This is a genomic window from Corallococcus sicarius, assembly GCF_003611735.1.
Taxonomy (GTDB): domain Bacteria; phylum Myxococcota; class Myxococcia; order Myxococcales; family Myxococcaceae; genus Corallococcus; species Corallococcus sicarius.
The window spans coordinates 1-20865 of the sequence record NZ_RAWG01000039.1 but is presented as its reverse complement, the minus strand read 5'-3'; the positions used below and the strand labels follow the sequence as shown (position 1 = coordinate 20865).

The 20865-nt window shown below is 69.4% G+C and carries 15 protein-coding genes and 2 pseudogenes; 9 read left to right on the top strand and 8 right to left on the bottom strand.

Annotated features, from left to right (window positions below; genetic code table 11):
- Positions 1-180 precede the first annotated feature (180 nt).
- From D7X12_RS08600 to D7X12_RS08580, 5 genes are all read left to right on the top strand, one after another.
- A complete protein-coding gene (locus tag D7X12_RS08600; RefSeq protein WP_120624779.1) occupies positions 181-1995 on the top strand; it encodes an amidase in 1815 nt (604 codons plus the stop codon).
- Between the two features lie 36 nt (positions 1996-2031).
- The gene (locus D7X12_RS08595) at positions 2032-2616 is read left to right on the top strand and encodes a TetR/AcrR family transcriptional regulator (protein ID WP_120624778.1); all 585 of its coding nucleotides are present in this window, start codon (positions 2032-2034) and stop codon (positions 2614-2616) included.
- A 93-nt stretch (positions 2617-2709) separates the two neighbouring features.
- Positions 2710-3825 (top strand): aldo/keto reductase, encoded by a 1116-nt coding sequence (locus D7X12_RS08590; RefSeq protein ID WP_120624777.1) that lies wholly within the window; start codon positions 2710-2712, stop codon positions 3823-3825.
- A 117-nt stretch (positions 3826-3942) separates the two neighbouring features.
- Positions 3943-5697 (top strand): glycoside hydrolase family 88 protein, encoded by a 1755-nt coding sequence (locus D7X12_RS08585; RefSeq protein WP_120624776.1) that lies wholly within the window; start codon positions 3943-3945, stop codon positions 5695-5697.
- Positions 5698-5795: 98 nt separating this feature from the next.
- Positions 5796-6923 carry a spore photoproduct lyase family protein gene (locus tag D7X12_RS08580; protein ID WP_120624775.1) on the top strand — a complete coding sequence of 376 codons (1128 nt, stop codon included), beginning with the start codon at positions 5796-5798 and terminating at the stop codon, positions 6921-6923.
- Positions 6924-6962: 39 nt separating this feature from the next.
- Here D7X12_RS08580 and D7X12_RS08575 read toward each other — a convergent pair whose 3' ends face one another.
- Genes D7X12_RS08575 through D7X12_RS08565 form a run of 3 tightly spaced genes read right to left on the bottom strand, consistent with a single transcriptional unit; the run spans position 6963 to position 10141 of the window.
- Complete coding sequence (locus tag D7X12_RS08575; RefSeq protein WP_244224436.1) at positions 6963-8222, bottom strand: hypothetical protein; 1260 nt, start codon at positions 8220-8222, stop codon at positions 6963-6965.
- Positions 8223-8255: 33 nt separating this feature from the next.
- Positions 8256-8585: a hypothetical protein gene (locus D7X12_RS08570; protein ID WP_120624774.1), complete on the bottom strand. Its 330-nt coding sequence runs from the start codon at positions 8583-8585 to the stop codon at positions 8256-8258.
- On the bottom strand, positions 8582-10141 hold the full coding sequence (locus D7X12_RS08565; RefSeq protein WP_120624773.1) for an alpha/beta hydrolase-fold protein: 1560 nt from the start codon (positions 10139-10141) through the stop codon (positions 8582-8584). Before D7X12_RS08565 ends, D7X12_RS08570 begins: the two co-directional genes overlap by 4 nt.
- Positions 10142-10357: 216 nt before the next feature.
- On the opposite strand from D7X12_RS08565, the gene D7X12_RS08560 reads away from it, so the two are divergent.
- Positions 10358-10561 carry a YtxH domain-containing protein gene (locus tag D7X12_RS08560; RefSeq protein WP_120624772.1) on the top strand — a complete coding sequence of 68 codons (204 nt, stop codon included), beginning with the start codon at positions 10358-10360 and terminating at the stop codon, positions 10559-10561.
- Positions 10562-10704: 143 nt separating this feature from the next.
- Here the strand turns inward: D7X12_RS08560 and D7X12_RS08555 are convergent, their stop codons facing one another.
- On the bottom strand, positions 10705-12039 hold the full coding sequence (locus D7X12_RS08555) for a hypothetical protein (protein ID WP_120624802.1): 1335 nt from the start codon (positions 12037-12039) through the stop codon (positions 10705-10707).
- A gap of 2 nt (positions 12040-12041) precedes the next feature.
- A pseudogene (locus D7X12_RS08550) lies at positions 12042-12446 on the bottom strand (hypothetical protein); the annotation flags it as partial.
- Between the two features lie 206 nt (positions 12447-12652).
- Here D7X12_RS08550 and D7X12_RS08545 point away from each other — a divergent pair.
- The 3 genes from D7X12_RS08545 to D7X12_RS08535 all read left to right on the top strand — a co-directional run bounded on the left by D7X12_RS08545 (position 12653) and on the right by D7X12_RS08535 (position 16708).
- Entirely contained in the window at positions 12653-13555 is a 903-nt protein-coding gene (locus D7X12_RS08545; RefSeq protein ID WP_120624771.1) for a DUF2381 family protein, read from the top strand.
- Positions 13556-13565: 10 nt separating this feature from the next.
- A complete protein-coding gene (locus tag D7X12_RS08540; RefSeq protein ID WP_244224435.1) occupies positions 13566-15281 on the top strand; it encodes a serine/threonine protein kinase in 1716 nt (571 codons plus the stop codon).
- A 170-nt stretch (positions 15282-15451) separates the two neighbouring features.
- Entirely contained in the window at positions 15452-16708 is a 1257-nt protein-coding gene (locus D7X12_RS08535) for a serine/threonine protein kinase (RefSeq protein WP_120624800.1), read from the top strand.
- A gap of 102 nt (positions 16709-16810) precedes the next feature.
- Here the strand turns inward: D7X12_RS08535 and D7X12_RS08530 are convergent, their stop codons facing one another.
- The 3 genes and pseudogenes from D7X12_RS08530 to D7X12_RS08520 form a co-directional block, all read right to left on the bottom strand.
- Positions 16811-18145 (bottom strand): hypothetical protein, encoded by a 1335-nt coding sequence (locus tag D7X12_RS08530; RefSeq protein WP_120624799.1) that lies wholly within the window; start codon positions 18143-18145, stop codon positions 16811-16813.
- A gap of 2 nt (positions 18146-18147) precedes the next feature.
- Complete coding sequence (locus D7X12_RS08525) at positions 18148-20331, bottom strand: hypothetical protein (RefSeq protein ID WP_120624770.1); 2184 nt, start codon at positions 20329-20331, stop codon at positions 18148-18150.
- Positions 20321-20865, bottom strand: a pseudogene (locus tag D7X12_RS08520) (hypothetical protein); the annotation flags it as partial. The pseudogene D7X12_RS08520 and the gene D7X12_RS08525, both read right to left, overlap by 11 nt.

Sequence of the window (20865 nt, the reverse complement as noted above, 5' to 3'; positions counted from 1 at the left end):
CCCAGGTGACAGTGTCCGCTCGCGAGGCCACCGGGAGCACCCGCCCGTCACGCGGGCCTCGAAGCCCGCACCGGCCGCGAGCCGCCGCCCGGGCACCTGCCCGTCCACCGCGCCGCGCGCCGTGCACGGAGCAGGGGAGATGGCACACTGGCGCCCCCGCTTCTTCCGTGAGGTTGCGCCATGGCCAGCTCGCGTCGGCAGTTCCTGACCCACACCGTGATTGGACTCGCGAGTACCGCCGTCTCCGCGGCCCCGGCCCCGGATGCCGGCACGTCCGCGCCCGCCGGTGCCCCGCCCACCTTCGGCGCCGGCCCCACCGTGGGCCCGGAGGTGAGCCCCACCACCTTCGCGGAGGCGGAGAAGCTGATGCAGGTGCAGCTCACGCCCGCCGAACGCACCCAGGCCGCCGGCACCTGGCGCGTGTCCATGGCCCCGCTGCACGAGCGGCGCACCGGCCCGCGCAAGCTCGCGCTGGAGCCCACGCTGGCCCCCGCCTCCCAGTGGAACCCCACGCTGCCGGGGTTCAAGGAGACACGCCCCGCCAGGGCCCGCTTCGTGAGGAGCCGTGATGCGAAGACGCCCCTGCCCGCGAAGGAAGAGGACATCGCCTTCGCGCCGCTCACGCAGCTGTCCCGCTGGGTGGAGTCGCGCGCCATCACCTCGGAGCGCCTCACGCAGCTCTACCTGGAGCGGCTGAAGCGCTTCGACCCGCAGCTCCAGTGCGTCATCACCCTGACGCCGGAGCTGGCGCTGGCCCAGGCGCGTCAGGCGGACCGGGACATCGCGGCGGGCAGGTACAAGGGCCCGCTGCACGGCATCCCCTGGGGAGCCAAGGACCTGGTGGACACCGCGGGCATCCGCACCACCTACGGCGCCGAGCCCTTCCGCGACCGCATCCCAAAGACAGACGCCACCGTGGTGGACCGGCTGCACCGCGCGGGCGCCGTGCTGGTGGCGAAGCTCAGCCTGGGCGCGCTCGCCCTCAATGACATCTGGTTCGGCGGCGAGACGAAGAACCCGTGGCTGCCGCAGGAGGGCTCCTCGGGCAGCAGCGCGGGGCCGGGCGCGGCGACGGCGGCGGGGCTCGTGGGCTTCTCCCTGGGCAGCGAGACGGGCGGCAGCATCGTGTCGCCCGCCATGCGCTGTGGCATCACCGGCCTGCGGCCCACCTTCGGCCGCGTGCCGCGCACTGGCGCGATGACGCTGTGCTGGTCGCTGGACAAACTGGGGCCCATGACGCGCGGGGTGGAGGACTCGCTGTTGGTCCTCGCCGCGCTCGATGGGCCGGACGCGGGCGACGTGGCCAGCGTCCCCGCGAAGCTCGACTTCGACGCGGGTGCGAGCGTGAAGGGCCTGCGCGTGGGCTACGTCCCGGCGTGGATGAAGGAGAGCCCCGCCACCGACGTGGACCGCGCGGCGCTCGAAGCGCTCAAGGGCCTGGGCCTGTCTCCCGTGGAAGTACAGTTCCCCGACTGGCCCTACTCCGCGCTCAACGTGCTGCTCTTCGCGGAGGCCGCCGCCGCCTTCGAGGACCTCACGCTCAGCCACGGCGTGGACGCCCTGAAGATGCAGGTGCCCGACGCGTGGCCCAACCTCTTCCGCCAGGCCCGCTTCCTGTCCGCGGTGGACTACGTCCAGGCGGACCGGCTGCGCCGCAAGGTGGCGCAGGAGATGGCCCGCGTGATGTCCCAGGTGGACGTGCTGCTCGTGCCCTCGCTGCGCGACGAAGCCCTCACCATCACCAACCACACGGGCCACCCGTCCCTCACGCTGCGCACCGGCTTCGTGGAGGTGTCCAAGGCCCGCAGCGACTGGGCCCCCAACCCCCAGCGCCCCATGCCCACCTTCGCCACCCCGCGCCGCGTGCCCCACGGCGTGACGCTCATCGGTCAGCTCTTCGACGAGGGCACCCTGGGCCGCGTGGGCATCGCGCTGGAGCGCGCGTCCGGCGTCGCCGGGGAGCGCCCGCCCGGCTTCCAGGCCCGGCCCGATTAGTTTGACAGTTCAGTCCAGAATCGTTACGAAACGGGCATGGCACGGACGAAGGAGTTCGACCGGGACGAGGCCGTGCGGCGGGCCATGGTCGTGTTCTGGGAGCAGGGCTACGAGGCCACGTCCACGGACGACCTGCTGCGCGCCATGGGCATCGGGCGGCAGAGCATGTACGACACGTTCGGGGACAAGCACGGCCTCTACCTGGACGCCCTGCGCTGCTACCAGACGGAGTATGGCGCCAACATGGCGGAGTGCCTGCGCTCCCAGCCGTCGCCGCTGGCCGCCCTGCGCGAGTTCCTCCTCTCCATCCCCGGCGCCACCCCGAAGGAGCGCGCCCGGGGCTGCCTCTCCGTGAATGCCACCGCGGAGATGGCGCACACGGACCCGGAGGTCGCCACGGTGCTCAAGTCCAGCGGTGCGCTGGGCCTGGGCATGCTGGAGCGCATCGTGCGCGAGGCCCAGCACAAGGGTGAGCTCAACCCCAAGCTGGATGCCCGGGTCGCCGCGAGCTTCCTGCTGACCACCATTGGCGGGCTGCGCCTGGGCGCCAAGGCCGGCACCCCGCCCGACACCCTCCGCGCCGTCGTGGACTTCACCCTCGCGGGCCTCAAGTCCCAGTAACCCCGCGCGCCGTCCCACACGGACCGCTCGCCGTCTTCGCACGCCTGTTTCTGGATTGTTCAGTCAAGAATCAACCCCGAATGGAGTCACCGCATGTCGATGAATCACTACTACCTCCTGGGCCGCTCCGGCCTGCGTGTCAGTCCCCTCTCGTTGGGCACGATGACCTTCGGGAAGGAGGGGCTGTACGGCGGCCTCTGGGGTTCGACGAACGACGTCTCGCGCGCGCTGTTCGACCGGTACCTGGACGCGGGCGGCAACTTCATCGACACGGCGGACCTGTACACGGACGGCAGCGCGGAGACGCTCCTGGGGAAGTTCCTGGAGGAACGGGGCGGGAGGGATCGCGTCGTCCTGACCACCAAGTTCTCCTACAACAGCGCCCACAAGGGCGACCCCAACGGCGGGGGCAACGGCCGCAAGCACATGGTGCGCGCGGTGGAGGCGTCGCTGCGGCGGCTGCGCACGGACTACATCGACCTGTACCTGCTGCACACCTGGGACCGCATCACCCCCGCGGAGGAGGTGGTGCGCACGTTCGATGACCTCGTGCGGGCCGGGAAGATCCGCTACGCCGGCCTGTCCGACGTGCCGTCCTGGTACGCCGCGCGGGCGCAGACCTGGGCGGAGGCGCACGCGCTGACGCCGCTCATCAACCTGCAGCTCCAGTACTCGCTCGTGGAGCGCAACCTGGAGCATGAATTCACGCCGCTGGCGCAGACGCTGGGCATGGGCATCACCGCCTGGAGCCCGCTGGGCATGGGCCTGCTGTCCGGCAAGTACCGGCCGAGCGAAGGCGGCTTCCAGGGCGAGGGCCGCCTCAGCTCCGCGGTGGGCGGCCAGCAGATGGGCCTCTTCACCGAGCGCAACTGGAAGGTGGTCGCCACGCTGGAGAAGGTCGCGAAGGAGCTGGGCCGGGACATGTCGCAGGTGGCGCTCAACTGGGTGGCGACGCAGCCCGGGGTCGGCTCGGTCATCATCGGCGCGAGCACCCTGAAGCAGCTCGACGGCAACCTCGCCGCGCTGGACTTCACCCTCCCTCCAGGGCTGCGCCAGCAACTGGACGAGGTCAGCGCCCCGCCGGTGCCGTTCCCCTACTCCATGTTCAGCCAGCCCCATCAGCTCGTTCTGCAGGGCGGGGCCGCGGTGGGTGACAAGCCCACGGGCTACACAGTGCCCGTGTCCACGGCGCAGGCCTCCGTCGTTTAGGGCACGTCCGGCTCCTCCCGGCGGGCGGGGCGGGCGGCCTGCTCCCGCCCTCCGGGGCCATGGCCGCCCTCGCCCCGCGACCCAACCTTCCGCCCCTGCCAAAGCAGGGGAGGTTGTATGGGATTGAGCAGGATTGGAGCAGGGCTGGGGTGTTTGCTGGGCGCGATGGTGGCGCCCGCGGCGCTGGCCTTCACGGACGCGGACGCCGTGCGGGTGCTGACCTTCGCTCGCGCGCAGCTCGCGGACACGACCGCGGAGTTGCCAGGCGTCACCCGCTCTCCGAAGTCGTCGCTGTCCAACGGCACCTGGACGACTGTGGCCAACACGGACCGCATCGCCTGGACCCAGGGCTTCTTCCCCGGGAGCATGTGGCTCATGTTCCAGGTGGCCAGTGAGCCCATCTGGCGCGAGCGCGCGGACCTGTGGACGCGCCCGTTGGAGGTCCAGAAGACCAACACGGAGACGCACGACCTGGGCTTCAAGATGTACACGAGCTACGGCGAGGCGTGGAGGCTCACCGGCAACACCTACTACCGCGACGTGCTGCTCACCTCCGCCGACTCGCTGGCCACGCGCTACAACAGCCAGATTGGCATCATCGACTGTTGTGATTGGAACCCGAACTGGAACATCCCGCTCGTCACCGACACGATGGTGGACCTCCAGTTGCTGCTCTGGGCCTCCCAGAACGGCCGGCCCGCGTACCGCGCCATGGCCATCAACCACGCGCTCAAGACGCTCGCGGACGCGGTGCGCCCTGACGGCAGCTCGTTCCACTACGTGGACTACCGCGCGGACGGCACCATCCGCTCGCGCGGCACCTACCAGGGCTACTCCACCACCTCCACCTGGGCGCGCGGCCAGGCGTGGCTCATCTACGGCTACAGCATGATGTACCGCTACACGGGCGACGCGCGCTTCCTCACGGCCGCGCGCCGGGTGACGGACTACTACCTGGCGAACCTGCCCGCGGACCTCGTGCCCAACTGGGACTTCAATGCCCCCATGCAGTACAAGGACTCCTCCGCCGCGGCCATCGTCGCCTCTGCGCTGCTGGAGCTGAGCGGCCTGGAGACGGACGCCACCCGGCGCACGCGCTACCGCACCGCCGCGCTGGGCATGCTGGACTCGCTGGTGTCGCCCGCGTACCTCGCGCAGGGCACCAACAGCCCCGGCCTGCTGCTGCACGGCGTGGGCAACCTGCCCGCGGGCCAGGAGATCGATGTCAGCCTCATCTACGGCGACTACTACTTCCTGGAGGCGCTGCTGCGCTTCAACCCGCGCCCCAACTACCCCTGGTACGCGAAGCTGTCCTTCTCCCGCAGCCAGCACCTGCTGGGCACGAACAACACCGGCACCCGTGCCGTGGAGTTCGACCTCACCCCGCTGCGGGACGTCATCGACGGCGGCGTCGTGGGCTGGACGGACTCCTCCACGGAGGTCACCTCCTTCTCACGCCTGAACCTCGCGGTGCGCCTGAGCACGGACGGCATCTACCAGGCGCGCAACGGCGCGGGCTGGTCGTGGCTCAGGCGGATCCCCTACGTGCGCGGCCGGACGGACCACTTCCGCCTGAGCGTGGACCTGGTGGCGAGGCGCTACAGCGTCTGGGTCACGGTCCCCGGCGCCGCGGAGGTGCAGCTCGTGAACAACGTCGCCTTCCGCTCGGATGGGCCGTTCATCAACGACCTGGGCCGCGCCGCGGTCATCGCCACCACCGAGGACAGTGAGTTCCGCGTCAACAGCCACCGCGTGTACTCGCCCAAGCAGCCCCCGGCCGTGGCGCGCGCGGAGAAGCTGCCGGACGCGCTGTGGGAGCAGCTGGACGTCCCGGAGCCCTTCTCGCTGGAGCCCACGACGTCCGAGCGCTGAGGGGCAGGGGGCTGCTTTTGCGCCTGGCGGCCCGCCCTGCGTGGGGGGAGGGCCGCCAGGAGGTGCGTCGGGCCCCGGAGGCGGTTACATCCGCCCCTGTGACGAACCTCGACCTGTTCTCCCCACCCCCGGCGCCCGTCCGGGTGCCGCCTCCCGGACCCGGGCCGCTCGACAGGTTGCTCAAGGTGGCGCGCATCTACCTGGAGCCGGGCGTGGTGGAGCACGCGCGCGGCCGGGAAATCCTGGCGCGCTTCCCGGACGCGGAGCGGGTGGAGGTGCCCTCCCACCAGAACATCCCCGGCCTGTTCGGCAACGCTGGCAACGTGGAGGCGTGGAACCGCATCAAGGGCAGCACGCTGGTGCTGGGCGTGAAGAAGACGCTGTCCTTCGTCGCCAACGACCGGAGCTCGGACTTCATCGCCCCCTCCACCGCCAACGGCTGCGTGATGGCGTGCGCGTACTGCTACGTCCCGCGCAACAAGGGCTATGCGAACCCCGTCACGGTGTTCGTGAACATCGACCGCATCTCGGAGGCCCTGCGCAAGCACGCGCACAAGCGGGGGCCCAAGCTTGCGCCCAACAGCGTGGACCCCCGCTGCTGGGTCTACGACATCGGCTGCAACAGCGACTGCTCCGCGGACGCGGCCCTGAGCGACAACGTGCGGGACCTGGTGCGGCTGTTCACCACGCTCCCCAATGCCAAGGGCAGCTTCGCCACCAAGCGGGTCAACCGCGAGCTGCTCACCTACGAGCCCCAGGGCAAGACGCGCGTCCGCTTCAGCCTGATGCCCCACGCGCAGGCGAAGCTCCTGGACGTGCGCACGGACCCCATCGCGGAGCGCATCGCCGCCATCGACGACTTCGTGGCCGCCGGCTACGAGGTGCACCTCAACTTCTCCCCCGTCGTGCTCCAGGAAGGCTGGCAGGCCGCGTACGCGGAGCTGTTCCAGCAGGTGGATGCCGGCATCGGCGCGAAGGCGAAGGCGCAGCTCGCGTGTGAGATCATCTTCCTCACGCACAACGCCGGCCTGCACGAGGTGAACCTGCGCTGGCACCCGAAGGCGGAGGCGGTGCTGTGGACCCCGGAGACCCAAGAGACGAAGGTGTCCCAGGGCGGCGGCGTCAACGTGCGCTACCGCACCGGGTTCAAGGGGCGCCACGTGGCGGAGTTCAAGGACCTGCTCGCCCGCCACCTGCCGTACTGCCGCGTGCGGTACGCCTTCTAGGCGAAGGCCTGCCGCACGCGGGCCTCACGGGCCGCTGACTCAAATCTCGTGCTGGATGAACCAGAACACCGCCGTCTGGTGCGACACGGGGAAGTAGACGACGTAGACGTGGTGGTAGTCCTTGGCGCCCGGCGCCACCGGAATGTCCGCGTAGAAGTCCGCCACCTGGGGCACCTCGGTGCCGTTGCCCAGCGCGCCCGGCAGCGCCTGCGCCAGCTCCGGGAAGAAGTAGTCCAGGCGGCTGGTGAACTGCGCGTACGTCAGGTCCGCGAGGCGCTCGAACTGCGGGGCCTCCTGGGCGTACAGCGCCGGGATGGACGCGAAGGCGCCCTCGGCCACGACGTCCAGGGACACGGGCGGCGTGCCCGCCACGGAGGGCACGTTGAGCGTCCACAGGGACTCATCACACCAGTTCTCACCCGTCTTGCAGCGCGTGTGGCCCGTCGCCTGCGTCGCCTGGAGCGTGCTGCTCAGCGGCAGCTGCGTGAGGGGCAGCGGCCCCGCGCCGTAGTAGCGGTAGTAGAAGTCCTTGCACACCGGCCACATCCTGGAGGTAAAGGCCGCCTCGCCGTTCGCGCACCAGGGCTTCGCGCCGGAGGACAGCACGCACTGAGACACGTAGGCGTCGTGCGCGTCCTGCGCGTCCGTGCACTGGGGCAGCGCCTGCGCGGGCGTCACCCCCTGCGCCTCCACCACGCTCTCGTCACACACCTCGATGCGCGTGGCCACGTCCAGGTCACAGGCCGTGAACAGCGACGGCTCCGCGCAGGCGCCGTTGAGACAGCCCAGGGCCAGGCGGAACTGCTTGCCCGCGCCCGTGCCGGTGCTCACCACCGCCAGGTACTCGCCGCCCTGCGCCAGCGTCAGGCCGTTCACCTTGCTCAACGCGCCATAGCCCGCGTCGTCGTCCTGCGCGCGCAGCGTGGTGCCGTAGCTGCCATTGGCATCCCGGGGGCCATAGATGAACAGGCCCGTGTCCAGGCCCATGCTGCTGCCCAGGTGCGTCACCTCCAGGCGCACCTGCGCGCCGGCGGCCACCCTGAAGTTGAAGGACAGGTACTGCGGGTTCGTGGTGAAGCGCGTCTGCACGGCGTCGTTGAGCCCCACCGGGCCCAGGAACGCCGTGCTGTCCACGATGTTGCCGCTGGACGGCACCGGCGGCGGGTACAGCACGGCCTGCGTGCTCTCGCCCACCTGCGGCGACTCCCCGGGCTCCCCCGGCTCTTGGGTCGGACCACACGCGGCGAGCAACAGCGACGGCACGAACCACAAGGACATCCGGTTCCACGCGTGACGCATGACGCACTTCCTTGGTTTGGGGGAGACGACAGTTCAGGGGATGGCGAGGGCCTGGAACCACGCCGCATACGGCGTGTTGCGCACGAGGTGCCGGTTGAAGTCCCGGGCCCCGTCGGTCCACCACGGCGGGCCGCGCTCGCCCAGGCCCACCTTGGCGCGGTGGACGCGGGCGCGGGCGTGGCGTTCAGCGGCGGCATCCTTCGCGCGCTTCGCCCGGCCCACGTCCGCGCGGGCCCGCATCAGCGCGGCCACCAGCAGCTCCCGCTGCCGGGGCCCGAGCGCCGGGTTGGAGCGACGCCACAGCCGCCCATCCACCACCAGGTAGCGCCCATCCGGGGTGGTGGGGGGCGGCGCGGACGTCACGGCACCGCGGGGTAGAGGAAGCGCAGGATGTCGCCGAAGCGCGCGGCCCAGTCCGCCTCGGCGTGCTTGCCGCCGTCCACCACCGTGTACTTCAGGTCGACGTCGGGCACCCAGCCCTTGGCCACCAGCGCGTCGCGCAGCGCCTGGGCATCCGCCACCGACTCCGCCTCGCTGCCGGTGCCTTCGTTCGTGCCGATGTCCTCCCAGATGCGCAGCGCGGGCTTCGTGGTCAGCGCCTCCACCGTCTTCACGATGTCCCGGTCCGCCCACCACACCGACGGCGACACCACGCCCAGGCGGCTGAAGACCTCCGGGTGCTTCAGGCCCAGCGACAGGGACACCAGCCCGCCCAGCGACGAGCCCGCGAGCCCGGTGAACTCCGGCCCCGGCTTCGTCCGGAACTCCGCGTCGATGCGCGGCTTCAGGTCCTTGATGAGGAACTGGCCGTAGGCGTCCGCGCGGCCCGCATCCGGGTACTTGGGCGGGAAGGGCACCGGCGTGTACTCCGCGATGCGGTCGTTACCGACGTTGTAGACGCCCACGATGATGAGCGGCTCCACCTGCCCGCCCTCCACCAGCGTCTGCGCCGTCTCGTCCACCTTCCACTCCCCGGCGAACGCGGTGACGACGTCCATCAGGTTCTGGCCGTCGTGCATGTACAGCACCGGGTAGCGGCGCGTGGGGTTCGCGTCGTAGCCGGGCGGCAACCAGACGATGACGTCGCGCGGCTTGAGCGTCGTGTCCGTGGGCGTCACGTTGCGCAGGAAGCGCACGTCGCCGGTGAGCGTCGGATCCGGCGGAGGGGGAGGGGGCGTGAGGTCCGCCCAGCCGCCCACCGTCAGGGACACGCGCTCGAAGCCGCTGCCCGTCTTGAAGGTGTGGTTGCCCACCTCCGCACCCGTGGCGCTCTTCTCCACCTTCTCCCAGGAACCGCGGGTTACCTTGAACTCCAGATCCGTCCCTTCCGCGAAGATGACGGAGCCAGCATAGGCATTGTCCACGGCGCGGGAGAGTGCCACCTGCGCGCCGTTCCAGTTCCCCAGCTCCGGCTGGTTCCCCGTCAGGTACACCGTGTCTTCACGGGGCGTGATGTCCGGCACCTGGACGACGAACACCGTCCGCGCGCCCGTCTCTCCGGCCGCGGGACCGAAGCGCTCCACCTCCAGCGCGACGCGCTCCTCGTCCTCGTGCACGGAGATGGAGCGGTCCGCCTCCGGGGCTCCGGCCGCGTCCAGCGCCACCTGCGCGGACGGCGCCGTCATCCGCACCGCGTAGCTGAAGGCGGTGTCCTTGGGCAGGCGGGCCTTGAGGCTGAAGACGCGGCCGCCCTGGTAGACCATCTCCAGGCCGGTCCCGTCCGGCCCGCCGAAGGTGGCGCTGGGGCCGGTGAGGAAGAGGGCGGCGTCGGCGGGCGTCTCCGGCGGCACCGTCAGGTCGAACTGCACGTCGGAGAAGAGCTGCTTCGCGGGCGGCTGGGTGTCGGACTGACAGCCCCAGAGGGTCACCAGGGCCAGGACGAGCAGCAGGGCGGGCCGTGAGGGCCGGGATGAGGACATGAAGGGTGGGCCTCCGGGGGGCTCGGGCAGGGCCCCCACGCGAAGGCGTACGGTAACAGCGTCCTCCGACACCGTCAGCGCACCTACCGGCGGCACGGGCGCAAGGTACCGGGGGACATGCCACTTGGCAGTGGGTGGACAGTGCCTACCTTGCGCCCCGCACAGCGGACCCCGGTACCGATACTCCGGGGTCCCTCAGAAAAGGAGTCGCACCGAATGAAGAAGCTGACGCTGCTGGCCGTGACGCTGGGCTCCCTGGTCGCCGGTGTGGGTTGCCACCGCAACACCCGCGAGGCCGCGAAGGACGACGTCGAGGAGGCCGGCGACAAGACGGAGAACGCCGCCGAGAAGGCCGCCGACAAGACGGAAGACGCCGTGGAGAGCGCCGGCGACAAGATCGAGGACGCCACGGACAAGTAGTCCGCGACAAGCGGAGGCCCGTGGGTCTGGCGTCGCTTGCCGGAGGCGGGTCGGGCCGCTCTGACGTCAGACACACTGGATGCCGGACACCTTCGGGGTGCCGGCCTCCAGGGTGTTGTCGCATGTGTCTCCTCGCGCCTGTGTCAGGAGGGGTGCCGCGCCACTTCCCGGAAGAATTGCGTGAGCGAGTAGTTCAGGAGGGCGTGGCGGGACTGCATGTACCGACGCGCGCGGAGGAAGGGTAACCAGACGCGCTGGCCGACGCGCACCTGCGACTCCTCCAGCTTCTGCCGCAAGACCCACGTCCCGCCCAACCGCCGCACCAGCACGTCTCCCAGGTAGGCACCCAACGCCGGTATCGTGTGTCCGTCGAGGACCTCGCGCGTATACCGCTCGGGGAAGTGGGTCTTCCAGAAGTGGAAGTCGAGGTCCGTGAGAGACTCGGGCGTCTCCTTCATGATGGAGGGCACCTCCGTGTGAAGCACCGCCACGAGGCCCTCGGACAGGTCGTCATAGTGGCTACGGACACGCTCCGGGTTCTCTACATCTGACGGCAACGCGACTGGCAGCCACTCCTCCGGCTCGGCCGGCCGGAAGGCGTTGAGTTCGGCGATCTTCCGTTGCCGCTCGCTGATGGCGAACGCGTCCGGCAACCGTGAAAAGAGCGGCGCGACATCAGGGTGGAAGCGCGGCTCGACGGGTACGAGCGCGGCGCTGCGCTCTCTCAGCGTGCGCAGCAGCGTGTCGAAGTCGAGGTCCGGCCGCAGGTGGACATGGGCTCGGGCCTGCGCCACGCGCGCTTCCTCACTGTCGAAGTCGGCGGCAGTGGGACGCAGCACCAGGAGGACGGAGCCGTTGGGGAGTTCCTCCACGAGGTGCGCAGGCGTCGAGAGCATCCGCTCCCGGCCTACGGACTCCACCAGCTTTGGACCGAAGATGTTCAACCAACACAGCTCGTAAATCTTATCGAACCCATCCCTCTTGTAAGTCTCATCATCACGACCGAAGAATGGGAAGTCCGCGAGCTGCCGATCCGCCGCGCTGTGCGCTGTTGCGTGATGAGGAGGATACCGATGAGCCCAAGCTCTGGCCATTGCTACAAAGCTGCGACAAGCCTCCTCCTCCGCGAAGAAAGAGAGTGGCTGAACACTGAGCCTGACGCGCAAGTCGGGCTCCACCTGTGTAAGGCCAAGAGTGAGCGACAGCGACACGCCGGGATCCTCCGAACGGAACAGCCCGATGATTGAGCCGTAGTCGTCGCGCCGTTCCTCAATCGCTCGCCACACGGCATCTCGGGAGTATTTCCGCCTCCGACTCGTCTTGACAAAAGTCGGCATCCAGCCGCCAGCATGTTTCTCAAGAGCATCAAGGAACGGGGCCAATTCGGACTCGACTCCATTCCCTGAATTGAAAGCCCCATTGAACAAGAAGCGCAGGCAATCCACCTTGTTCAAGTCATGGAGCGTCAGCGTCGTCATCTTCATTGGAACAGTACCTCCACGCCCTTGTTCCGAAGCTGCGCGTCGTTCGCCGCATCTATGAGCATGTCGCGTTCTCTGGGCAGAAGCTCCTGGCCCTCGTAGACGAGGCGCACCCTCCGGACCTCCGCCTGCTGTCGCATGCCGTCCCGAAGAATCTTCAGCGTTCCACCGTAATGCTGCATTGCGTTGCTGGCGTCCGTTCTCACCTGCACAGGCAACGCATCTTCATCCAGAACGGCCAGATTCCGGCTCTTGAAGCTGAACGTCTCCACCCGAGGTGGCTGACCCGGTGGGGGGCGCGCCTCGATGACGAGGACGTCGGCGTACCGGAGGTCCACCTTCGACACGCCCACGTGCGTCTCGATGCGGGGTTGGTTGAAGTCCCTGAGCCACCGCCGTTGCGCCCACGTTCATCTCGCGCTTGCCTCCGACTGACTCCGTGAACGCTGACGTGAGCTTGCACGGTTCCAGGACTCTCCTCCGTTGGGTGTGAATCCTGTGCCTGCGTGGGTTCGCCGCTCCACCCCCTCCAGTCATGGAAGGCTTCACGGACTTTCCCGACGGTGGAGGTTGACCCGTCTGGTAGGGTCGCGGACAGGAGACCCTCCCGTTGCCGCGACTCGCCGCCATTGTCTTCCTGCTGCTGGGCGCTGCCGTCCCCGCGCAACCCGCCCCCGTCCCACGCGAGCCCCAGGAACGGCGTGTCGTGCTCCCTGACAGTGCCACGGGGGCCGTACCTGAGCTGCGCGTGGCCGCGGGCGTCGTCACGCTGCTGCTCTTCGACACGCCGCTGGACCGGGGCTCGGTGGAACTGGAGGGCCGCGCGCGGTTCCAGTTCGTGGACACGGGCGAGCGCATGCTCGCGCTCGTGCCGGCGACCGACCTCCGGACGGGCGAACAACTCGGGCTCCGGGTGCGGTTCGCTGATGGGGCCTCGCCCGACAGCGCGGTGTTCGTGCTGGTGTCCCAGCCGTCGGTGGTAGATGCGCGGGTACGGGTCTTCCGCCGTGCTCAATCCCTTGCAGTCCTTCAAGCGGAGTTGGCCGAAGCGCGGGCCCAGCTTGAGGCACAACGGGTGGAGCTTGCCCGGCTTCGCTCCAGCGGCGAGGCAGGGGGCCCTGCCGGTTTCGCCCTGGCGGGGCTTCTGGACTCATCTGGGGTCCGCGCGCTCGATGCCGTGGTCGACTCTTCGACGCAGGTGGCGAGCGCGTTGGGCGTCCAGGCTGCGCTGAGCTTCCGGGCGGGACTCTGGGGCGCGGTGTCCATCACGGTCAGGAACGACGGCCGTGAGCCCTGGACGCCCCTCGAAGCGCGGCTCACCGGCCCCGGGAAGGGCGCGCGGACGCGGGTGCTCGGCGTGCACATGAGTCAGTCGCGGGTTGGGCCAGGGGAGGTGGGGGTCGTGGCGGTGGACGTGGGTGCTCCCACCTGGAAAAAGGGCACGGTGTTCAGCCTGGAGCTGGTGGACGCCTCGGGCGCGCGTCGTCTCGTCTTTCCCCGCGTCGTGCTGTAGAGGGCCGGCCATGTTGACCGTCATCCACCACCCCGCGCAGCTCCCGCCCGGGTTCATGATCCACGGCTGGTGCGTCGTGAAGTTGCTGGGGTCGGGCACCTACGGCGCCGTCTACTGCGTGGAGAGGGACGGGCAGCACGTCGCGATGAAGCTCGCGATGCACCGTCCAGGCAGCGGGGACGCAGAGCAGGCGGACGCGCGGTTGATGCGTGAGCTGGGGTGCCTGGTCCACCTGCGCCACGCGAACATCGTCGGCGTCCATGCCCATGCGCGCTGGCCGGACCTTCGCACGGGCTGGCTCTACGTCGTCCTCGACCTCGTGGAGGGCTACACCCTGGCGGAGTGGGTGGAACGGATGCACCCCACGGCGCAGGAGGTGGTCCGGGTCTTCGTGAAGCTCGCGGGGGCCCTGGACTTCATGCATGGGCGCGGCGTCTTCCACCGGGACCTGAAGCTGGCCAACATCATGGTGCGCGCCTCGGACGGTGAGCCCGTCATCCTCGACTTCAGCGCGGGCGACTACACGCACGCCGAGGACCTGACGGACGCCCCGCTGCCGCCCGGCACCCGCCGCTACCGCACGCCCGAGGCGTCCCGCTTCCTGAAGGAGCACGGCGACGAACGGGACGCGCGCTACGAATTCAAGATGACGGACGACGTCTACGCGCTGGGCGTGTGCCTCTACGACGTACTCACGACGCCGGATCCGGCGAGCGGTCTTCCGAAGGCTCCGGTCGAAGGCCGGTGGACGCCGACGCCCGCCCGGGAGTTGAACGCACGGGTGCCAGCCGCGTTGAGCGATGTCGCCATGCGCTTCATCGCGCGACAGCCCGAACAGCGTCCCCCGACGGGCGAAGTGATGCGACGCGAATTGGAGTCCCTGGCGGCGGAGGCGGGACCCGACTGGACGGTGCCCGTCCACCTCCCTTCGCTGAAGCCTCCCATGGCACCGGCCTCCAACACCGACGAGGAGACGCCTCCCGCGTGGCGCGGTCGCCGCCGAAGGAGGGTGGAGGCACTGCTCGCGGTGGCGGTCGTCGCGTTGCTGGCGGGGGCCTTCGTCTGGCTTCGCCCCGTTTCCTCCCCCGTCCCCATTCCCCTTCAGGAGCCATTCGTGCCGCCCGCGTCGTCCCCTGGGGTAGCTTCGCTCCCTTCCGTCCCCACCCAGAAGGAAAGCTCCGCCGTGAAGCGTGCTCCCCTTGTCGAAAGCCCCCCCGACTCTTCGGAGAGGAAGCCCCCGGGCTCCAGTGGCCCTCGGACGGAGTTCCTGAAGAAATGTGCCGTCGCGAGCGCCGTCGTGGCCTTGCAGTTGGGTTGCCCCAGCAGCTCCCAGGTGCGTCCCAAGCCTGGGACAGACTGCCCTCCTGAGACAGTCGAGGCCATGAGCGAGATGTGGCTCGACCGGGACCGCAGCATTCGCATCGTGATCGACGAGCGACAGCCGACAGAGTCCCTGGGCCACGCGGCGACGTTCTCCGATGGCCCGGTCGTCGGTTCCGTCCTGACCCGCGACGCGACTAAGTTTCCCAAGGGCACGTTGCTCTACGGGCGACTGTGGACGACCGACGGGAATCTGGTGGGACGCTATACGCAAGCGCGCCTTCCAAGCGGGGAGACCCGCCCCATCTGCATGTCCCTGAATCATGAGGGATTCAAGGGCTCCCGACCCGGGGAGGTCCACACAACCAGGGACGGGGTCGGGATCATCGTCGACCGCTGGCCGTGAGCCCGGGGATGTAACAGGAATTGACGTTCTGGAGATGACCATGGACCCGGAGTGAAGCCGGGTGCGTGCCATTTTCGACCCATGGCGTCCTTCACTCCGGAAGCGCCGCGAAAGTAGTTTCTGGGTGTCTGCGCATGCGGTTCCCCGCGTGCATTCCGGAGCCTCCCTTCATGGCCACTGTTTCCGACCCCCGGTCCTCCGGGGGCGCGGTCCTCTTTTGTCACGGTGACACCTCCTACGAGTTCTTCCAGGACCTGGGCACGGGCCGCCATGGCGAACGGGTGTTGTTGGCCCGGCCCCGGACGCCCGCCGGCTATCAGGGCAAGGTCGTCTTGAAGTGCGTGGCCCTGCCGGAGGGGCCCGTCCCGGAGAGCTACCCGCGTGCGCGTGCCCGGCTGGAGGAGGAGGTGCGGCTGGCCCGGTTCCTCCAGCACCCCAACATCGCCCGTGTCCACGGCCTCTTCGAAATGAAGTACGGGCTGTGCGCCGCCATGGAGTGCGTCGAGGGCTTCACCCTGGATGCGCTGCTGTCCATTGCCCAGGTGCGTGGGCGCTACTTCTCCGAATCCTTCGTCCTGTACGTGGGCGCGGAGGTGGCGGCGGCCCTGGCGCATGCGCATACGCGCACGGATGACGCGGATGTTCCCCTGGGCATCGTCAACCGCGACATCAATCCCACACACATCCGCCTGCGGCCGGGTGGCGGTGTGGTGCTGACGGACTTCGGTGTCGCCTTCTCCCGCCTGGGCGGGCGGCTCGCCACGACGCTGCCGCGTCCTCCGGGGGAAGTCATCTACTCCGCCCCCGAGGTACTGCTGGGGGAAGCGACGGACGCCCGGGCGGACCTCTTCTCGCTGGGCCTGACGCTGCTGGAGTTCGCCACGGGGCGGCACCTCTATCTCCCTGGGAACCTCCCGCCGGAGGACGAGGGCTCGCGGTTGTCCCGCCAGCAGCACCAGCAGTTTCTCACGGCCATGGTCACGGCGATGGAGCTGCACCTGCCGCCCTTCGTGGAGGATGCCATCCGGCACGCCATGACCTTCCGCGTGAAGGACCTGGCGAGCGCGACCTTCGGCCTCTCCAAGGCGTTGCGCACCGTCTTCCACAAACTGCTGCGGCGGGAGAAGGCCGCGCGCTTCGCGACGGCGGCGGAGCTGGAGTCGGAGCTGCGGGCACTGCTCGCGATGCGGGGGCCCTACGATGGCGCGGACGCGGTGAGGGAGGTCCAGCAGGCGCTGCTGGAGGGGGGCGAGGCGCTGGCGGAGTTGGACCTGCTGGAGGACGAGGGCGGCATCTCCCCTGCCTTCCCGGCACCGCGCCAGGACGACCTCCGGACGAAGCCGTCGCCCCTGCGCGGCGCGGACGAGACGCCGACGGAGCCGGGGCCTCGTCCGCTGCGTGTGACTGCTGAGGAGCCACCGGCCTGACCGTGGGGCGCGGAACCGGCCGGACTGTCATTGCTGGCAATGGTGGTGCTCGGCACGGGCTGTCTCACTCACGTTGGCAGAGAGGGCCAGCCGCCGCCGCAGTCAGGGCCGGTACCGCTCCGCCTCCTTGAAGAACTGGGTGAGCGAGTATTCCAACAGCGACTCGCGCGACTGCATGTACCGGCGCGCACGGAGGAAGGGCAGCCAGACGCGCTTGCCGATGCGCACCTGGGACTCCTCCCTCTTCTGCCGCAAGACCCACGTCCCGCCCAACCGCCGCACCAGCACGTCTCCCAGGTAGGCACCCAACGCCGGTATCGTGTGTCCGTCGAGGACCTCGCGCGTATACCGCTCGGGGAAGTGGGTCTTCCAGAAGTGGAAGTCGAGGTCCGTGAGAGACTCGGGCGTCTCCTTCATGATGGAGGGCACATCCGTGTGAAGCACAGCCACGAGGCCCTCGGACAGGTCGTCATAGTGGCTACGGACACGCTCCGGGTTCTCTACATCTGACGGCAACGCGACGGGCAGCCACTCTTCCGGCTCGGCCGGCCGGAAGGCGTTGAGTTCGGCGATCTTCCGTTGCCGCTCGCTGAGGGCGAACGCGTCCGGCAACCGTGAAAAGAGCGGCGCGACATCAGGGTGGAAGCGCGGCTCGACGGGTACGAGCGCGGCGCTGCGCTCTCTCAGCGTGCGCAGCAGCGTGTCGAAGTCGAGGTCCGGTCGCAGGTGGACATGGGCTCGGGCCTGCGCCACGCGCGCTTCCTCACTGTCGAAGTCGGCGGCCGTGGGCCGCAGCACCAGGAGGACGGAACCATTGGGCAGCTCCTCCACGAGGTGCGCAGGCGTCGAGAGCATCCGCTCCCGGCCTACGGACTCCACCAGCTTCGGACCGAAGATGTTCAGCCAGAACAGCTCGTAGATTTTATCGAACCCGTCCCGCTTCCATGTCTCGTCATCGCGACCGAAAGCGGGAGAATCCGCAAGATTCAGATCGGCCGCACTGTGCGCTGCGGCATGATGAGAAGGGTACCGAGAGGCCCAACCTCGCGCCACTGCCACAAAACCGCGACAGGCCTCCTCCTCTGCAAAAAATGAGAGCGGCTGTATGTTGAGCCTGACGCTCAGGTCGGGCTCCGTTTGCGTAAGCCCAAGGGTGAGCGACAGCGACACCCCAGGATTCTCCGAACGAAACAACCCAATGATAGAACCATAGTCCGCGCGTCGCTCCTCAATCGCACTCCAGACTGCGGCTCTGGCGTACTTACGTCGCCGACTCGTCTTGACGAATGTGGGCATCCATCCGTGAGCGTGTTGCTCAAGAGCATCCAGAAACGGCGCCAACCCGTGCTCTACCCCACGACTCGAATCGAAAGCGCCGTTGAACAGGAAGCGCAGACAGTCCACCTTGTTCAAATCATCCAATGTCAGTGTCTTCATCTTCATTGAAACAGTACCTCCACGCCCTTGTTCCGCATTTGCGCTTCGCTCGCCGCCGTTCTCAGCATATTGCGATCTTGGGGCAGAAACTGCTGGCCCTCATAGACGAGGCGCACTCGCTGAACACCCGCTTGCTGTCGCATGCCGTCCCGAAGAATCTTCAGCGTTCCACCGTAATGCTTGATTGCGTTACTGGCGTCCGTATTCAACTGCACAGGGAGTGCATTGTCGTCCAGAACGGCCAGATTCCGGCTCTTGAAGCTGAACGTCTCCACCCGAGGTGGCTGGCCCGGTGGGGGGCGTTCTTCGATGACGAGGACGTCGGCGTACCGGAGGTCCACCTTCGACACGCCCACGTGCGTCTCGATGCGCGGCTGCTCGAAGTCGCCGAGCCAGCGCCGCTGTGCGCGGGGCAAGGCAGCGTCCGCCTCCAGGATGGCGACCATGGTCCTCTCGAAGGCCATGCCCCGAGCATGGTAGGCGCGCATCTCCTGGTAGCCCTCCCACTTCAGGGGGCCCTTGACGGCGTCACCCTCCTGAATCTCCTTCAGCCGCCTCTTGCGATAGGCAACGTACTCCTGCCAGAGCGGCGCCCCCTTCTCGACTCCCGGTGGTGGCTCCTCCAGCTTCGGGGCCCTCTGCTTCAGCTGCTTCACATCCTTCGGGAGACGGGGGCCCGAGGACTCCAGCTCCGCCTGGAGCAGCTTCGTCTTCGCGGCCTCCGCGGCGCCCACCTCGGCGCTCTGCGCGAAGGGGTCCAAGGTGCCGGCCCGATTCCTTGCCGCGCCCTTCGTGGCCGCTGGCCGGGAGGACTCGCGGCTGGCTTCGGCCAGCACCCCCTGCGCCTTGGCTGGGTTTCCGCGGGCCTCGTACAGCGCCAGCAGCCCCGCCTCGCCCCACTCGGCGGCCACCCGCGCGCCCTCGCGGCTCGCCTGGAGGTAGCGCAGCAGGTCGCGCGCGGCGTTGACGCCCAGTTGCTCCTCCAGGCGCGCCATCAGCGCCTTCATCCCGTCCACGTCGAGCGCCGGCAGCTGGAAGCGCCGCAGCCCGCCGCGCGACTCCACCAGGACACGGGCGCCCTTGCCCCCGGCATACAGCGCCACCATCAGCGCGGCCGGCGCCAACTCGCGCGTGGCCTGCTCGTACTTCCCCTGCGCCAGTGAGTACGCCCCGTGCCCCGTCCCCGCCGCCAGGTGGTAGAAGCCCAGCGGCACACCGAAGGTGAGGTGGTCGAAGGCCCCCGCCGAAGCGCTTCCCGGCGAGTAGTGCCGCTCCGTCAGCGCCTCCTGCACTTCATCGAGGGCCGCCTGGTACGCAGGTGGGAGCTCGGCGCGCTTCGCCCAGAGGCTCTGTCCCCGAGCGCCATCGCTCGCGAGACTGCTGGAGAGCATGTCCCGGCCCGCGCGCCCCAACCCGCGCAGCACGTCGCGGGCCTGCTCACCCCGCTCCGGAAAGCCTTCCAGCTCCAGGCCCCGCCGCTTCAATTCCTCGCGGACGACGGGCATGCTCCCCAGCGTCTCGCCCAGCTGCTTGTCGCGGGCGAGCCGTTGCACCACCTCGCGCAGCTCGTCGTCGAAGGCCGAGTGGAGGACGAAGAGGGCGAGCACCTCGGAATAGGGCGCGCCATACTTCTCGACGGACGTGACGAGGAAGGCCGCGCGCTTCCGGTTGAGGACTTCCGAGGCCCGCGCGTCCATCGGCCCCAGGGCCCCCAGGCGGACCGCGTCCCAGTCCTCCAGCGACTCCACCAACGCGGCCATGTCCACCCCGCGCTGCAGGGCCACGAATCCCGCGGGCGAGGCGCACGCCAGGAAGGGCTTCAGCACCTCCCGGCTGGAGTCCAGGTGGGGCCAGCCCGAGGGCACTGGCGTTCCCCCGCAGACGCTGGCCACCGGCTTCGTGCCTGGCGCACCCGCGCCCTCGGCCTCCTCGGCCAGGGGCTCGCGTCGAAGGCCCAGGGGCTCCTCCGCCCCCTCCGCCGTGGAGGATGCCAGCGCCTCTCCCGGGGACGCACCTCCCGCAGCGCTCCTCAGCGCCTGGGCGGACGCGGAGGCGGGACTGAAGGCCAGGGCCGCCCCACGGCCCGCCTGGCCCGGCCTCGCGGGCAACGAAGCGCAGCCCGCGTTCAGCAGCGCCACCGCCAGCGCCAGGCCCACCCCGCTGCGCAGGCGCCGCTCACCGGACATGGTCCACCCCCAGTCCCACGACCGCGAAGGCGCCCGGACGCAGCGTCCCCTCCGCCGTCGGGAATAGCAGCGTGCCTGCCTGCCCCACCGCGTACAGCTTCCCTCCGAGGAAGCGCCACCGGGCCTCACTTGAAACGAGGGAGCGCGCGGCGGGCTGGCCCATGCCCATCGCCAGCCCTCCCACCGCCACGGTGAGGTTGCGGTGGAAGAGCTGCACCTCCAGGCGCCCCTCCACGTCCACCCGTCCCCAGGAGAAGGCCTCCGCTCCCAGCGTCAGGCGCAGGTGGCGCCGCGCCAGGGTGCCCAATCGCTCCGCGTCCCAGCTGAGAATCACTTCACCGTAGGCCGAGGACCCGTCCGGGAAGGGCGCGTCCGCCAGGGGTTGGGCGGACGGGCCCGCCACCTGGAAGCGCGCCAGTTCGTAGTCCGGGCCAAAGGCACCCTGCCGAAAGCCTCCGCGCTGCAGGCGCCCCTCCAGGCGGGCCCGCAGGTCCACCGTGGGCGTCAGCGCATCCACGCCCAGGTGAGGGCGGG

What these genes read in the sequence shown, in the direction of transcription:
- D7X12_RS08600 (WP_120624779.1), top strand. Translation starts at nt 181, where the DNA reads ATGGCCAGCTCGCGTCGGCAGTTCCTGACCCACACCGTGATTGGACTC.
- D7X12_RS08595 (WP_120624778.1), top strand. Translation starts at nt 2,032, where the DNA reads ATGGCACGGACGAAGGAGTTCGACCGGGACGAGGCCGTGCGGCGGGCC.
- D7X12_RS08590 (WP_120624777.1), top strand. Translation starts at nt 2,710, where the DNA reads ATGTCGATGAATCACTACTACCTCCTGGGCCGCTCCGGCCTGCGTGTC.
- D7X12_RS08585 (WP_120624776.1), top strand. Translation starts at nt 3,943, where the DNA reads ATGGGATTGAGCAGGATTGGAGCAGGGCTGGGGTGTTTGCTGGGCGCG.
- D7X12_RS08575 (WP_244224436.1), bottom strand. Translation starts at nt 8,222, where the DNA reads ATGCGTCACGCGTGGAACCGGATGTCCTTGTGGTTCGTGCCGTCGCTG.
- D7X12_RS08565 (WP_120624773.1), bottom strand. Translation starts at nt 10,141, where the DNA reads ATGTCCTCATCCCGGCCCTCACGGCCCGCCCTGCTGCTCGTCCTGGCC.
- D7X12_RS08560 (WP_120624772.1), top strand. Translation starts at nt 10,358, where the DNA reads ATGAAGAAGCTGACGCTGCTGGCCGTGACGCTGGGCTCCCTGGTCGCC.
- D7X12_RS08555 (WP_120624802.1), bottom strand. Translation starts at nt 12,039, where the DNA reads ATGACGACGCTGACGCTCCATGACTTGAACAAGGTGGATTGCCTGCGC.
- D7X12_RS08540 (WP_244224435.1), top strand. Translation starts at nt 13,566, where the DNA reads ATGTTGACCGTCATCCACCACCCCGCGCAGCTCCCGCCCGGGTTCATG.
- D7X12_RS08535 (WP_120624800.1), top strand. Translation starts at nt 15,452, where the DNA reads ATGGCCACTGTTTCCGACCCCCGGTCCTCCGGGGGCGCGGTCCTCTTT.
- D7X12_RS08530 (WP_120624799.1), bottom strand. Translation starts at nt 18,145, where the DNA reads ATGAAGACACTGACATTGGATGATTTGAACAAGGTGGACTGTCTGCGC.
- D7X12_RS08525 (WP_120624770.1), bottom strand. Translation starts at nt 20,331, where the DNA reads ATGTCCGGTGAGCGGCGCCTGCGCAGCGGGGTGGGCCTGGCGCTGGCG.